14 protein-coding genes, 2 tRNA genes and 1 pseudogene are annotated in these 13,543 nt (G+C 48.9%); 9 read left to right on the top strand and 8 right to left on the bottom strand.

Going from position 1 to position 13,543, the window contains the following annotated elements:
* The first annotated feature begins 136 nt into the window (after positions 1-136).
* Positions 137-664, top strand: a complete 528-nt coding sequence (locus C7B65_RS20870) for a DUF937 domain-containing protein (protein ID WP_073074447.1) — start codon at positions 137-139, stop codon at positions 662-664.
* Positions 665-716: 52 nt separating this feature from the next.
* Here the strand turns inward: C7B65_RS20870 and C7B65_RS20865 are convergent, their stop codons facing one another.
* On the bottom strand, positions 717-1,013 hold the full coding sequence (locus tag C7B65_RS20865) for an RNA recognition motif domain-containing protein (protein ID WP_073074446.1): 297 nt from the start codon (positions 1,011-1,013) through the stop codon (positions 717-719).
* A gap of 533 nt (positions 1,014-1,546) precedes the next feature.
* Here C7B65_RS20865 and pstS point away from each other — a divergent pair.
* The 7 genes from pstS to C7B65_RS20830 all read left to right on the top strand — a co-directional run bounded on the left by pstS (position 1,547) and on the right by C7B65_RS20830 (position 7,533).
* Positions 1,547-2,686 (top strand): phosphate ABC transporter substrate-binding protein PstS, encoded by a 1,140-nt coding sequence (pstS, locus tag C7B65_RS20860; RefSeq protein WP_073074445.1) that lies wholly within the window; start codon positions 1,547-1,549, stop codon positions 2,684-2,686.
* A 66-nt stretch (positions 2,687-2,752) separates the two neighbouring features.
* On the top strand, positions 2,753-3,703 hold the full coding sequence (gene pstC, locus C7B65_RS20855; RefSeq protein WP_073074444.1) for a phosphate ABC transporter permease subunit PstC: 951 nt from the start codon (positions 2,753-2,755) through the stop codon (positions 3,701-3,703).
* A 93-nt stretch (positions 3,704-3,796) separates the two neighbouring features.
* On the top strand, positions 3,797-4,669 hold the full coding sequence (gene pstA / locus C7B65_RS20850) for a phosphate ABC transporter permease PstA (protein WP_073074443.1): 873 nt from the start codon (positions 3,797-3,799) through the stop codon (positions 4,667-4,669).
* A 95-nt stretch (positions 4,670-4,764) separates the two neighbouring features.
* Positions 4,765-5,571: a phosphate ABC transporter ATP-binding protein PstB gene (gene pstB / locus C7B65_RS20845; protein ID WP_073074442.1), complete on the top strand. Its 807-nt coding sequence runs from the start codon at positions 4,765-4,767 to the stop codon at positions 5,569-5,571.
* 59 nt (positions 5,572-5,630) lie between these two features.
* A complete protein-coding gene (locus C7B65_RS20840) occupies positions 5,631-7,250 on the top strand; it encodes a bifunctional ADP-dependent NAD(P)H-hydrate dehydratase/NAD(P)H-hydrate epimerase (protein ID WP_073074441.1) in 1,620 nt (539 codons plus the stop codon).
* A gap of 62 nt (positions 7,251-7,312) precedes the next feature.
* A tRNA-Tyr gene (locus tag C7B65_RS20835) sits at positions 7,313-7,394 on the top strand.
* Positions 7,395-7,461: 67 nt separating this feature from the next.
* Positions 7,462-7,533: transfer RNA gene (locus C7B65_RS20830), tRNA-Thr, on the top strand.
* A 1,240-nt stretch (positions 7,534-8,773) separates the two neighbouring features.
* Here the strand turns inward: C7B65_RS20830 and cas12k are convergent.
* The 6 genes and pseudogenes from cas12k to C7B65_RS20795 all read right to left on the bottom strand — a co-directional run bounded on the left by cas12k (position 8,774) and on the right by C7B65_RS20795 (position 12,730).
* A pseudogene (cas12k, locus tag C7B65_RS28895) lies at positions 8,774-10,460 on the bottom strand (type V CRISPR-associated protein Cas12k).
* 214 nt (positions 10,461-10,674) lie between these two features.
* The gene (locus tag C7B65_RS20815) at positions 10,675-10,950 is read right to left on the bottom strand and encodes a hypothetical protein (RefSeq protein WP_073074440.1); all 276 of its coding nucleotides are present in this window, start codon (positions 10,948-10,950) and stop codon (positions 10,675-10,677) included.
* 47 nt (positions 10,951-10,997) lie between these two features.
* Entirely contained in the window at positions 10,998-11,312 is a 315-nt protein-coding gene (locus C7B65_RS20810; RefSeq protein ID WP_073074439.1) for an HNH endonuclease, read from the bottom strand.
* A 108-nt stretch (positions 11,313-11,420) separates the two neighbouring features.
* Positions 11,421-12,047: a hypothetical protein gene (locus C7B65_RS20805; protein ID WP_073074438.1), complete on the bottom strand. Its 627-nt coding sequence runs from the start codon at positions 12,045-12,047 to the stop codon at positions 11,421-11,423.
* 93 nt (positions 12,048-12,140) lie between these two features.
* The gene (locus tag C7B65_RS20800; RefSeq protein ID WP_073074437.1) at positions 12,141-12,449 is read right to left on the bottom strand and encodes a helix-turn-helix domain-containing protein; all 309 of its coding nucleotides are present in this window, start codon (positions 12,447-12,449) and stop codon (positions 12,141-12,143) included.
* The gene (locus C7B65_RS20795) at positions 12,446-12,730 is read right to left on the bottom strand and encodes a hypothetical protein (RefSeq protein ID WP_083583144.1); all 285 of its coding nucleotides are present in this window, start codon (positions 12,728-12,730) and stop codon (positions 12,446-12,448) included. Before C7B65_RS20795 ends, C7B65_RS20800 begins: the two co-directional genes overlap by 4 nt.
* Positions 12,731-12,866: 136 nt before the next feature.
* Between C7B65_RS20795 and C7B65_RS28025 the strand changes: the two genes are divergently transcribed.
* Positions 12,867-13,031 carry a hypothetical protein gene (locus C7B65_RS28025; protein ID WP_181314462.1) on the top strand — a complete coding sequence of 55 codons (165 nt, stop codon included), beginning with the start codon at positions 12,867-12,869 and terminating at the stop codon, positions 13,029-13,031.
* 88 nt (positions 13,032-13,119) lie between these two features.
* Here the strand turns inward: C7B65_RS28025 and C7B65_RS20790 are convergent, their stop codons facing one another.
* Entirely contained in the window at positions 13,120-13,389 is a 270-nt protein-coding gene (locus tag C7B65_RS20790; protein WP_073074436.1) for a transposase, read from the bottom strand.
* Positions 13,390-13,543 lie beyond the last annotated feature (154 nt).

The following is a 13,543-nucleotide window of genomic DNA, read 5'->3' as shown; positions in this document are numbered from 1 at the left end:
AAACGAAACCTCAGATTTCAACGATTGACTTTGAATTATGAATTTTCTATCCTCTAGAGGCTAACTGAATATTAGTGCTGAAACGCAAAAGTTCAGATTGCGGAGATTTTTCAAACTTGTTAAAGCAAGGAGTCTTATGAGCCTTTTTGATCAAATTATCAGCGCGGTCGGAAACCCCCAGCAGCAAGCCAACCCTGATCAGTTAGGGGGGATTTTTGGCATGGCACAGCAATTGGGCAACAGCCACGGAGTAGATTCAGGAACCACTCAAACGATTTTGTCAGCGTTGGGGAATCATGTGCGATCGTCCTTGCAAGATAAGCAATCTGCAATGGGTGGCGACCAGGTGCAATCGCTAGTCAACCAATATGGCGGGTTAGGAAACAATCCTGATGCGGTTCAAGCCGTATTTTCTCAAGGTCAACAGCAGCAAGTTGCCAGCGATATTTCTCAGCAGACCGGGCTAAATGCAGGCACCATTCAGGCAATGTTGCCCGTTTTAGTTCCGATCGTGCTCAATCTTTTGCAGAGTGGTTCTAACCCTCAAGACGCTCAGGCAGGCAACCCAGTTCTCAATACATTTCTAGATTCCAACCACGATGGATCGGTCGATCTAGGAGACGTAATGGGCATGGCAGGACAGTTTCTCAGCCAGCGAGGTTAACCATTTGCGTAGGGACATGGCGTGCCGTGTCCCTATCTTTGTTAAATTCAACCTAATAACGAGCTTTGGTAAAGGTTTTGCTAGGAGCGCCATCTCCGCTACGAGACTCTCGCGGTTTTGCCTTGTTGACTTTTAACTCCCGACCGAGCCACTCTGCCCCATCCAGTTCTGCGATCGCCCCATCTTCTTTGGCTTCGTCTTCCATCTCCACAAACGCAAAGCCCCGCTTTCTGCCCGTCTCTCGATCGGTGGGAAGGCTGACTCGGCTGACTGCGCCATATTCACCAAAAACTTCCTTTAAATCGTCTTCTGTCGCCTGAAATGCCAGATTTCCAACGTAAATAGTCACAGTTTTCTCCAAACCAAATGCGAGGGCGAACTCGGTAAGTGCTTTGGATGCAGCAGAATGCTAGTTGTCCTTAGCAACTGTAGCCGAACTCTTGTTCGTGAATTATTATAACGGAATCTTTTCTGAAAGAGAAGCATAAGCGTTGCATTTCGTCTAGCTATAAAAACACGAATTCTTATTAGCAATGTTGTTAACCCTTATCTAAACTGCAATGAATCGATCGCAAATTGTTTCTCTCGATTCAACTCGGTTAGAAGCCCGAAGCAGGAGTTATGAAGTTCTACAAATTTTATGAAGATGGCTTCTCAAGTTAAAGGCTTCTGACTTCAATAAGTTTTGAGCGAAGTACGGATCTGAAGGTATCAATAATTACTTAAATCGGGCAAAAGCCAACAATAGAAGATTTTAAGAATATAAAAACGGACTTCTACCAATATTTTCAGCAGTCAAAAATACATTCTTGCTCGTCTTAACGAGTCTTTAACTCTCGCGGTGTAACCTGGTAGGGTTATTTACTAGACCGTTCATAATTTATGGCCTTTTCCTTAAGTGCAACCCGTTGGGGATTCTTAATTCCTGCGTTTGCAAAGCAAGTTCCCTGCTTGACCGCCCTTGCCCTGGGGTTAGCTGCTTGCAGCCCGCAAACGCCAACCGCCCCTCCTGGAGCTAACGCTCCTGCTGAAAGCGCCAGCCCTGCTGCTGGCGGAGGTGCCACCCTTTCAATTAGCGGGGCGGGAGCGACAGCTCCTAACCCTGTTTATCAACGCTGGTTTCAGGAATATAACAAGCTAAAGCCAACCGTTCAAATCAGCTATGACTCGGTAGGCAGTGGTGCCGGAGTTAAGCGATTTTTAGATCAAACCGTTGACTTTGGTGCGACCGATGCAGTGTTGAAGCCAGATGAGCGCAGCAAATTGCCTGCCGATCGGGGTAGCGCCATCCAAGTTCCTACGACAGGCTTATTTGTGGTATTCGCCTACAACCTCGACGGAGTTGACAACTTAAAGCTGTCTCGTGAAGCCTTCTGCGGAATTGCCGACGGCTCGATCAAGACTTGGAACGATCCCAAAATTGCCAAAGACAACGCTGGGGTGACGCTACCGGGTGACGCGATTACCTTCGTTCACCGCTCTGATGGCAGCGGCACCACCGACATTTTTACAAAACATCTCGTCAAAGCTTGCCCAAATTGGAAAGCAGGATCAGGCAAAACCGTTGAGTGGCCTGCTGCCGGAACCGGGGCAAAAGGCAATGAAGGGGTAGCCGCAAGTATTCAGCAGACCAAAGGCGCGATCGGCTACACCGAGTTTTCTTTCGCTAAACAGACTCAGCTTAAAACTGCCACGCTGCAAAACAAAGCAGGTGCATTTATTGCTCCCACGCCAGAAGCAGCGGCAAAGGCCCTTGAAGGAGAAACGGTTCCGGCTGACTTTGCGCTACAGGTTCCTGATCCGGCAGGCAAAGAGGCTTATCCGATCGTCAGCTTGACTTGGATGCTGCTTTATGAGCAACCCAAAGACGCTGCAAAAGCCAAAGAAATGGCAGAATTCTTGCGCTGGTCTGTCAAAGATGGCAAGCAATATGCAACCGAGTTGGGCTATATTCCTCTGCCTGACGAGTTAGCAACCAAAGTTTCGGCGACGTTAGATACAATCAAGGTGTCCGCTAAATAGTCGGCGACCTCCTCACACAGTTGGTTTGCTCCTCACCTTTATTCTGCTCACCCTTCAGTAGATCTTATGGCTACGTCACCTTCTCAGACTGCAATGCCGACGGAGCGATCGCAGTCATCGCGCGTTTTAGATAAAGCCTTTGTTTGGCTAACTGGGGCGTTTGCGATCGGGGTCGGGTTTGTCTTGTTGGCGATCGCCTTTCGAGTTGGCACCGATGCGCTCCCGGCGATTCAAAAATTTGGTCTGAGCTTTTTAACGACCAGTCGCTGGAGCGTTAACGATGAAGTATTTGGGGCACTGACCCAAATCTATGGAACCCTAGTCACTTCATTTATAGCCTTGCTGATTGCGGTTCCGATCGGCATTGGGGTTGCCCTATTTCTCAGCGAAGACTATCTGCCACCTCGAATTAAACAGCCCGTCGTATTCTTGATCGAGTTGCTGGCGGCGATCCCCAGTGTGGTTTATGGACTGTGGGGCATCTTTGTTTTGATTCCTCTACTCAAGCCATTTGGCATTTGGCTCAACACCAACTTTGGCTGGATTCCTCTCTTTAGCACTGCTCCTTCGGGCCCGGGCATTTATGTAGCAGGAATCATTCTGTCGATCATGATCTTGCCGATCATTGCGGCGATTTCGCGAGATTCTCTAGTTGCAGTGCCCGCAGAAATTCGTCAGGCGGCATATGGGTTAGGGGCAACACGCTGGGAAACCATTTTCCAGGTTATTCTTCCGGCAGCATTTTCTGGTATTGTGGGCGGCATCATGTTGGCTTTGGGTCGAGCGATGGGCGAAACTATGGCGGTGACAATGGTGATTGGTAATTCCAATTCCATTAGTCCCTCGATTTTGTCTCAGGGTTCCACCGTGTCTTCGCTGTTAGCAAACCAGTTTGCTGAAGCCGGAGGGCTGCAAGTCTCTTCTCTGATGTATGCAGCATTGATTTTGTTTGGGCTGACTCTAGTCGTCAACGTATTAGCAGAAATTATTGTGCGTCGCTTTAGCCTCAAACTCTAGGTTTCAGGGGTCAGGGATCAGAATCGAGTATCTACTTGACGTTTGAAACCTGGCACCTTTATTGATTTAGCGATTCGATAGGAATTATTTAAGATGGCAAGCCCAGAATTTGCGACGGCACTCAACATGAAGCGATCGTCGATGTCGCCTCGCACTTTATTTTCTTCGGTGATGACGGTGATCACCTTCGTGTGTGCGGCTCTGGCGCTGATTCCGCTCGTTGCAGTGCTTTCCTACGTCTTGATTAACGGGGCATCTAGTTTCAGGCTCAGTGTCTTTACTCAACTTCCTCCCGCACCGGGTTTGACTGGGGGCGGCTTTGGAAACGCCCTAGTCGGAACCTTCCTAACGGTGGGGATCGCTTCACTATTAAGCATTCCATTTGGGGTGCTGGCGGCGATTTTTTTGGCAGAGTTTTATCGCGATACAAAACTGGCAGAGACGATTAATTTTTTGACCAACGTGTTGAGCGGGGTGCCTTCGATCGTGATTGGCGCGTTTGCTTATGCATTTGTGGTGCTGGCAACAGGAACCTTTTCTGCGGTGGCAGGCGGGTTTGCGCTGGCGGTGTTAATGCTGCCGACGATCGTTAGAACCGCAACCGAATCGTTAGAGTCAGTGCCCAGAGATTTTAGACAAGCGGCGATCGGGCTAGGAGCAACCCGCTTTCAGACTACTGTGCAGATTGTGCTTCCGGCGGCAATTCCGGCAATCATTACAGGGGTGATGCTGGCACTCGCTCGTGCAGCCGGAGAAACCGCACCCATTTTGTTTACGGCATCTACCAGTCGCTATTGGGTACGATCGGTCTGGGAGCCTACCGCTACTATGGCTCGATTGGTGTTTGACTTCGCCACTGCCCCTTATAAAAGCCAGCAAGAGCTAGCATGGGTAGGTTCTCTCGTGTTAGTGGCATTGGTTCTCGTGACAAGCATTCTTTCGCGCTGGATTGTTAGAAAGCGGTAGTTTTTGAGGCACTTCTACCCAGCTATTGATCGACTTGATCAGTCCGAATCCTCAAGTCTACGTCAACCCTATTTACCACTACCCAACCTCACTTTATGGCTTCCGAACTTCAAAGCGCTCGCAAAACCGAGACGGTGTTTCGCACTGAGAACCTCAACATCTATTACGGCGATTTTTTGGCGGTTAGAGATATCTCGATCGAGATTCCTAAAAACAAGATCACCGCATTTATTGGCCCGTCAGGCTGCGGTAAGAGCACGGTGCTGCGCTGCTTTAATCGCTTAAATGACCTGATTAAGTCCTTTCACCTTGATGGCAAGCTCTTCTATCACGACCAAGATCTTTACGCACCAGAGATCGATCCCGTCGAAGTGCGGAGACAGATTGGCATGGTGTTTCAAAAGCCAAATCCGTTTCCCAAATCTATCTACGACAATGTTGCGTTTGGCCCACGCCTGCTGGGCTATAAAGGCGATATGGATGAGTTGGTTGAGCGCTCTCTCAAGCAAGCAGCGCTTTGGGATGATATCAAAGACAAACTCAAAGCGATGGGGACTGACCTATCGGGTGGACAGCAACAGCGTTTGTGTATCGCACGAGCGATCGCCGTTCAGCCTGATGTGATCTTAATGGACGAACCTTGCTCGGCGCTTGACCCAATCTCGACCCTAAAAGTTGAAGACCTACTGCAAGAACTCAAAGAGAAATACACGATTCTGATTGTGACGCACAACATGCAGCAAGCGTCTCGCGCCTCCGATCGCACGGCTTTCTTTAACGTAGAAGCTAACGCAAAAGGTCAGAGAACGGGCTACATCGTTGAATACGATCGCACAGAAGTGATTTTTCAAAGCCCTAAAGAGCAAGCGACGCAGGCTTATGTTAGCGGTCGTTTTGGTTAGACGAACCTACGCTCTACTTCCCTGTTAGCCTAAAAGAGATCTTACAAAAGACTTCTCTCGTGATCTCTCCACAAGACCGACTAGAGCAGATTCAGCGCATTATTGTCACGGCAGAGCAGATGCGATCGATCGAGTCTCGCGTTTTTGCTGCCGGGATGCCGATCGCCGCTCTGATGGAAAAAGTTGCCTCAAAGTTAGCGCACCGTATCGCCGCACTCTACCCACTGCCCAACCCTCGCCGCGTCGGCATTTTAGTCGGGCCCGGACACAACGGCGGTGATGCGCTAGTCGTTGCCCGTGAGTTGCACTTTAAAGGCTACGAGGTGATGCTCTGCTGCCCAGTCTCCAAGCTAAAAGAACTCACGGAAGGTCATTTGCGCTACGCAACGAGTTTAGAAATTCCTTGCCATCCACAAATAGAGTCTCTACAAACTTGCGATTTGCTAATTGATGGCTTATTTGGTTTTGGGCTAGAACGATCGCTGACTGACCCGATCGCCCCCCTGATTGAACAGGTTAACCATTGGCATCAGCCCATTCTCAGCATTGATTTACCTTCTGGTTTACATACCGACACCGGGAAGGTTTTGGGAGTGGCAATTCGGGCGACTCAAACTCTTTGTCTAGGGTTATGGAAACTGGGACTTCTGCAAGAAGAGGCACTAGAACACGTGGGCAGTGCTGAGTTAATCGATCTTGACTTGCCCTTAACGGACGTTTTGGCAGTGGTCGGCGATTCGCCTTTGGTTCAACGCGGAACTGCTCAAGCCGCGATCGCAACGCTGCCCTTATCGCGACCGCCCACCACTCACAAGTATAAAATGGGTCATCTGCTGTTGGTTTGCGGCTCTCGTCGCTATGCAGGTGGCGCACTGTTAACGGGTCTTGGCGCACGGGCAAGTGGAGTCGGAATGCTGTCGATCGCCGCCCCCGAATCGCTCAAACCCGCGCTCTCTGCTCAACTCCCAGAAGCCCTGATCATCGATTGTCCTGAAACCCCAGAAGGCGCGATCACAGCATTCCCTTCGTCCTTTAGTCTTGACTCTTCGTTCGACGCGATCGCCTGTGGACCAGGTTTAACATCTGACGCGACTGCGATCGTTGAGCAAATTCTCGCCAGTCAATGTCCTCTAGTACTCGATGCCGACGGTCTAAACATCCTGGCACAGCAAGGAACCATCCCAACATTGCAGAATCGTCAGGCTCCCACCATCCTGACTCCTCATTTAGGGGAGTTTAAGCGGCTGTTTCCCGATTCAACAGTGACAGAGTGTCGGGTGACAGCCGTTCAGAGAGCAGCGCAGCAAACAGGCGCGATCGTCCTGCTCAAAGGGGCAAGAGTCGCGATCGCAGATGCCCAAGGCAATACGCGCATCAATCCAGAAAGCACTCCAGCTTTGGCACGGGGCGGCAGTGGTGATGTCTTAACGGGGCTGATGGGTGGGCTAGTGGCTCAAGCGATCGCAAAACTCCCTAAAGAAACCAGCGAAGATTTAAGGACAAGCTCGATCAGCGTCGATCTGATTCAGTCCGGCGCTTGGTGGCACGCTCAAGCAGGAATTTTAGCAGCCCAAGAGCGGACAGAATTAGGAGTCGATGCTTATACGCTCACCCAGTTCTTGATTCCAGCGCTGCGACAGCAAGTAGATGCTGCTGATTCAAAAACTTTCTCAAATTAACTCCGCTAACCTATTGCAAATCGTCCCCTATGATGTGCTACTATTTGTATCCGTGGGGTATCGGATCGGTGCCCGAGTGGTTAATGGGGGCGGACTGTAAATCCGCTGGCTACGCCTACGTTGGTTCAAATCCAACCCGGTCCATTCTACGGTAGGATATATATAGATAAGGTAAAAGTAAGAGTTTTCTCTCATCTATATATATTTTTATGCCCGTGTGGCTCAGTGGTAGAGCACACCCTTGGTAAGGGTGAGGTCATCAGTTCAATCCTGATCACGGGCTTTCAAATCTAAATGTACGTTCGCACATTAAATGTCACTGTTCGCACATTAGTGTCGTTTTCGGTCAAACTGCTACACAACCTCATTATTTCGCACATTAATGTCGTAAGTTGCCAACAGAATGCTTTTCGCGCATTAGTGTCGCCATCTACCAAGGGTGTGCTCCTTTCAGCCCTCCTAAGAGCAATTGTGATCGTTTTCGCTTTTTATTTGATGTACGGCTTTCAGCCCTCCCCTCTCTGGGAGACTGATTGCGACCATATCTGCGGGTGTTGCTCAAAGGGGATAGGCAGCTTTCAGCCCTCCCCTCTCTGGGAGACTGACTGCGACTCTCGCCCTCTTCGGGGTCATAGCGAACGTAAGACCTTCAGCCCTCCCCTCTCTGGGAGACTGACTGCGACTCCCAGAGCTGGAACCTTTACCCAGCCTGCCCTTCTAGAAGGAAACTACCAAAGCTGCGTTGACATTTGCAATAAGCAGCTTCCATTTGCAGTAACCATCGCCTGTTGTCTTCAACAAAGGTTCTAGAAGTCAGATCTCAAAAGGATTCGGAACGTTTTGGCTAACCTCCCAGGGATTTTGTCCTCGCTTCGGTTTGCCAAAAATAATTGGAGGACTCCTCCTTGATCGGAGGCAATTAATAGCCGCCAAAGACTTGTTGTTAAATAACGCTCAAAGCCGCTGAAACCTCTACGCTGTAAGCCTCTAGAGGTTTTTCACTGAACTGCCTAAAACGACTGCCATGACTGGCTTTTAGGCATTTTCAAGCTTATTTCGCAACAACTCTACTACAGACTAAGCTGTACCTTCATCGCTGAAGGCTAGGGTCACTTCTGCTGGGTGCGCACCTGCGTTACATTAGACCTTTTGCGTGATAGCGAAGAAATTGCCCTGAAACTTATATGTCAAAAGACTTGTAGCCGTTTTCTGGCACTAATAGCTGAAATGCCTGACCCGTAAAGCTTTTAGCCATTTTTTAGCTTACGACGCAAAAGGTCTATTGGAGGAGAGACTCTTTTCAATGCAACTTATTCCGATCCCCATCCATTGTTCAAAAATGAATAATAGCCAGGATGGCAGTCAGTGACCGGGCAACTATTTAGGGGCGGAAAGCACGACCGTCTTACAACGGTCAAACTGACCCCTCATTTTTCACAGCTCAGCGGCTTTTTGAGCATGAACTGCGGCGCTGTTGTCTCACATATTAACTTGTCTAGGTTCGGTCGTACTATTTTGATTGCTTAATTCGAGGAAACCTGTCGAAAATGATAGGCAGCGATCGCTACATCTCTTGCCTTGTGCTGAGGGGTTCCCTGACGGGGCTGAGTTGCAGTTTCAGTCGTCATGTCAGCTTTTTCTGCCTGAGCGCGGATTGCAGTCAGAAGGCGATCGTAACTCCAGCGATGGATGCTGATCCGAGCCTGCTTAGCATATTTGTTTTGTACCTGTTTAGAATCGGATTTCCGCTCAGCTCTTGCGTTGATTTCAGCCGCCAGATGCTCTCGCAAATTCTGGGTATGGGGTAAGACAATACCGCTTGCTTGGAATTGCTGCGCTAATTCAATGATGGATTTTCCTAGCAGGCGATCGACATACTGCCCAAGTTCAGATTCTGAAGGTTGATGGGTATAGCCCTTAGTCTGATTCTTATGCCGCTTCAAAGCATTTTGCTGCTGCTGTTGCCGATGACGATTGAATAATCGATAGTTGTCACCCAAAAGTTGACGGACACTGCGGTATGCAAGAACGTGACCCGTTCTGACGTTAACAACCGCAACGGTTACGGGATTAATAAGTCCGATGCTGACCCCTACAAAGATATCCGGTTGCCCCTGATAGCGAGGTTTACCTTGGCGTTGAGGAAGGCATTGTAAGCGAGTCAGAGTGGATTGCTGGCGTTTGAGATATGCCTGCTGATGCTCAGTGAGTTCTTCTGGATCTTTAGCCTCTTCTAGCTGTTTTTTCAAACGGCTGATCCCTTCCTGCCGTTTCTGTTCCACGCCTTCAGCCCTCAAGAGCCGAGTATCTAAAGAGCAGTGTAAGGTGAGGTAGTTTGCTTGCCAGGGTTCCCCCTCTTGTTTGCTCTCTTGCCTTAAAAGCAACACAGATCCGCCCTTTTTCATTAGTTGACCATCGTAAGTCAGTTTGGCTTCCAAAGATAATTGGATAAAGTAAAGTTGCAGGTTTTGCCAGTAATTTTGCTTGCCAGAGCATCTGCTCAATGGTATCGTCTGGAACCTTGGCAGTCGCAGTCGATAACACCTCCAAAAACTCTTCGCCTGTGAGGTCACGTCCCTTGGGTAATCGGCTGGCTAATTGCGCTTCGAGTTCTTTGATTCTTCTCTGCTTGCCGTGGATGCGTTGAGCAAAGGCTTCTGGATCTTCCTCCTGTTCACAGACCTGGCAATCATTTTTGAGTAGGTGGGCGATCGCACAACGGCTCAAGGCATCATCTACTGTCTCATACGCTTGAAACAGCGCGCTCATTAAATCGCCATTGGCTTTTGAATTCTGTTTTTTCTTGCGTTTCTGTTTAGGTTGATTCTGTGCCCCAGGAGACTGTACATTGAGTTGTGCCAAAATTTCTTTTGCTTTGTTTTGAATTGTATGAATGTTACAGCCACTCATTTGAACTAACTCAGCATCACTTTTGACAACATTGAGCCAGCGTTGCCTCCCATCCAGGCTCCGGCGACGTTTTCGCTGTAATTCCAACCAGGATTGGTAGGTGTACGTCACTATCAAACTAGCTGAGGTGTAAAAACGCCCTGGCTGCTCTTCAAATTGAGGATGAACCTTGAGCGGGTTACATAGTTCTCGGACTGATTTGTCTGGCACTGTACCATTGCGCTGCCAGACTTCAAAGTCATCGTGCTGGCTGACGGACTTTAATAATTTGTTCACAAGAGGCGTATTTTTATCTGCCATCAGGTGCCAAAGCTGCTGACGAATCTCTTCACTGGCGACAAGACGGCATTGGACGGTGATGAAACTCATAAGGGTTATGTCATCAATTGCTAGATGGCTTGGCGACGGGATTCTGTTGCTACTAACTGCGCTCGAATTGTTTTTCGACTCACTTCCAGTCCAGAAAATTTGTGCATGTAGAGTTTGAGAACTAATATAGTACAATTAAACTATTTTAGGAAGACTGAAATTGCAAATTTAGGCTGTTGGCGATCGAGACGACAATCCCTTTTTGGCGGAGTTCGCCCAGCGCTTTATAGAAATTTCCATCACTCAGTTCCCATCGTTCGCAAAAAGCGCTGACTTCTATAGTGGGGTTGAGTTTAGCCGGATAGTCGATCTGGAGGGCAAAGAAAACGTAGTCTCGATCGTTGGTTAGAAGCTTGATCTGCCGGATTCTCAGGAGTTCTTCGCGATCGATTAAATAATGGGTGGAGGTTGAGTCAGTCATAGGTTTAAAGAGAGAGTAGTGCAAGTGTAGGGAAATCGCAGAGTTTTCTAGCCTTCCCAGACGAGTGTTCGCCAATTTGGAGGAATCACACCGTCGCTAAGCGCAGCCCCAATCATGCCTTGGTGGGCAATGCTGGATCGCAGGCAGTGACAGCGCCGACAGAGCGTTCGCAGATTAGAGTTTGCATCTGAGCCACCTTTTGAAACTTCCAGAATGTGGTCAATGTGAGCATTCTTCAGAGATAGAGAGTTCAGTGGCTGATGCTGGCAGTGTGGTCCTTGGCAGCGCCCTTCGTCTCTTTGCCAGATTTGTTTGCACGTTTCGTGCCATAGTGCCGGATGTTGGCGTTTTGTCCAAGTCATCTTTTAATCTCAGTTGAAGTAAGGTGTCACCGTGCCATGCCGAACCTACGCCTAGCCTTGCCGAAGCATGCCGAGTCAAGAGGTAATGCTTTTTGATCTCTTAGGTAGCTATGCCTGAATAGAGAAATTCAAAACCTCGAAGCGGCCGTAGCCAATCGATCGCCCGTCAGCCAGTCCGGCAAGCTTGCCTGCATCAATTGCCACAGCTTCCATCTCCTGCCTAGAAATGATGGTTTTATCCCACAGCAAGGTGAAGGAGCAGCACCACCCAGGAGCAGCAGCGACCCGGTAGCGGATATTGTGTCCGCGAGTCGCAATATTTTTGACAACCCTCATGAAAATATAGACTTCCTGCTCAATATCTTCGCTGGCTTTGATGGGTTCTTCTGGCAGATACCGGTTGATGTAGATGCGGCGGTCTTGTACCTGCAACGTAGAAACCATTTGGCTCATGAGGCTGCTTCTACCTCGCTTCGTGTATTTAGCAGCATCGCGGAAGCAGCCAAAGATGTGAGTGGGCAGAAGATAAAGCTGCCGATCTTCGGTGAACAGAACATTTCGCTGCCATTCGGTTGGGTCATTACCCGCCGTGCCACCGCGCTCTTGACGTTTGCCGAATGATTCGGATGGCTGTAGGTGATTCCAGAGCAAGGGTTTGGTTCCTTGAATCAAAATTTCAGCCTTTAACTGGTTGCCGATCGCGGCTGAGTTTTCCTGGAGTGCAAGTTTACTCATAAGGTGCTGGAGGTTCGAGCAGTTGTACTATTCAACCCATTAAAGGAGGCTTTGATTAGGAGAGCAAACTCATACCCGCACGGTGCGGGAATTTTATGAAGGTTGACGGCGATCGCTCCTGCAAAGCTGTTGCCTTATCGGGGTTGGAATTGGCTCGTAGTTCTCCCAGAGAAAGTCCATCTCGGCCAGCCGTCTAAGATAAATGGTTTCGGGAGGCTGACTGCTTCTGCTGCGCTGGAACCAGCGATCGACAGTGGATTCAGAGCAGCCGCAGATTGCCGCGATTTGAGCATGGGTAACATTCCACTTGGCATAGAAATCGGCTGGAGACATGCCAAACTGACAGTTGCAATAGAGATTGAGCAAGGCTTGCTCTCGTCCTCCCAGATTTCTCAAGCTCATGGCTGTTCCGGGGTGAGATCGTAGGTGATAGGAACAAGCTCAAGATCCGACTCCCAAGCCATATCGCTTTTAATCCATCTTTGGGAAGGGCTGGACAGAGATAGCCAAACGGTGTATTTCCAAGCCCAGCTATGCAGAGGTTGAGCAGAGGCATAGTGAAGTCCAGTAACTATGCCAAAGTCTTTGGTCGGTTGAGGCTGCCAGCAGATGTAATCGCCAATTTGAAATTTGGGAGATGGAACAGTGGCTGGAAAGCCTTTCGGCAGATCACTAAGCGGCATATGCAGTGGAGCAGATGAACAAAAATCTGCTTACATTATGACGTAAAGGCGCTATGACGTAAATGTCATTAAGGAAGATTGAACTTTCTCTAAATCGTCATGTGAGAATGAAGCCCGAATTAAGCAATAGGGTCATATGGCGGAAACTAGAGAAGTGCGGGGCAAACTTCCCAAAGACCTGAAGATTGCCTTTGAGGTGGCTTGTGCGCGAATGGAACTTACACAAGCTGCGGCTTTGGAGGAGGCGATTCGAGATTGGTTGGTGAAGAAAGGGGTGCCGACAAGCGATCAGGGCATCTGAGCGCTGTCTAGAGCAAGAGCCATGCACTAGAGGTAGGTATTGCTGGAGCGATGATTAATTGTATAGATGTCTAATACCGTTTCGCGTTCTAAGTCGTCATTTGGAGATGTGGAAAGTAGGTCATCGAACTGATTTTTTCAGGTAAGTCCATCAGCTCTTTTAAGCCTTTGCAAAGAGTATTGCTGACCGCATCTAGCGTCTCAAAGGCTCGATTGTAGAAATGTTTCTCTCGGATCTCCTCCCAAATATGTTCTGTTGGATTAAGTTCAGGACTGCGAGGCGGTTGAAAAATCAAGCGAATATTCTCAGGAATGAGCAAATCTCCAGAACGATGATAAGAAGCACCATCCACCTGCATCACCACGAAAAATCAGCAAAATCCTCAGCCCCTTGTTCAAGAAACAAATTCATCATAGCGGTGTTAGAAAACGGTAACTCAGATCTTGCACCAGTCTCAACAAGGGGTTGCCAAAAAGCTCAAAGTCTGAAAGAAAGGGCGTAGAAACATTTCA

This window comes from Phormidesmis priestleyi ULC007, from assembly GCF_003003695.1.
Classification (GTDB): domain Bacteria; phylum Cyanobacteriota; class Cyanobacteriia; order Leptolyngbyales; family Leptolyngbyaceae; genus Phormidesmis_A; species Phormidesmis_A priestleyi_A.
The sequence above is the reverse complement of the archived record's forward strand: the minus strand, read 5'-3'. Positions and strand labels throughout refer to the sequence as shown.

What these genes read in the sequence shown, in the direction of transcription:
- C7B65_RS20795 (WP_083583144.1), bottom strand. Translation starts at nt 12,730, where the DNA reads ATGCCGCTTAGTGATCTGCCGAAAGGCTTTCCAGCCACTGTTCCATCT.
- C7B65_RS20810 (WP_073074439.1), bottom strand. Translation starts at nt 11,312, where the DNA reads ATGACTTGGACAAAACGCCAACATCCGGCACTATGGCACGAAACGTGC.
- C7B65_RS28025 (WP_181314462.1), top strand. Translation starts at nt 12,867, where the DNA reads ATGGCGGAAACTAGAGAAGTGCGGGGCAAACTTCCCAAAGACCTGAAG.
- C7B65_RS20790 (WP_073074436.1), bottom strand. Translation starts at nt 13,389, where the DNA reads ATGCAGGTGGATGGTGCTTCTTATCATCGTTCTGGAGATTTGCTCATT.
- C7B65_RS20800 (WP_073074437.1), bottom strand. Translation starts at nt 12,449, where the DNA reads ATGAGCTTGAGAAATCTGGGAGGACGAGAGCAAGCCTTGCTCAATCTC.
- pstS (WP_073074445.1), top strand. Translation starts at nt 1,547, where the DNA reads ATGGCCTTTTCCTTAAGTGCAACCCGTTGGGGATTCTTAATTCCTGCG.
- C7B65_RS20805 (WP_073074438.1), bottom strand. Translation starts at nt 12,047, where the DNA reads ATGAGTAAACTTGCACTCCAGGAAAACTCAGCCGCGATCGGCAACCAG.
- pstA (WP_073074443.1), top strand. Translation starts at nt 3,797, where the DNA reads ATGGCAAGCCCAGAATTTGCGACGGCACTCAACATGAAGCGATCGTCG.
- pstB (WP_073074442.1), top strand. Translation starts at nt 4,765, where the DNA reads ATGGCTTCCGAACTTCAAAGCGCTCGCAAAACCGAGACGGTGTTTCGC.
- C7B65_RS20870 (WP_073074447.1), top strand. Translation starts at nt 137, where the DNA reads ATGAGCCTTTTTGATCAAATTATCAGCGCGGTCGGAAACCCCCAGCAG.
- C7B65_RS20815 (WP_073074440.1), bottom strand. Translation starts at nt 10,950, where the DNA reads ATGACTGACTCAACCTCCACCCATTATTTAATCGATCGCGAAGAACTC.
- pstC (WP_073074444.1), top strand. Translation starts at nt 2,753, where the DNA reads ATGGCTACGTCACCTTCTCAGACTGCAATGCCGACGGAGCGATCGCAG.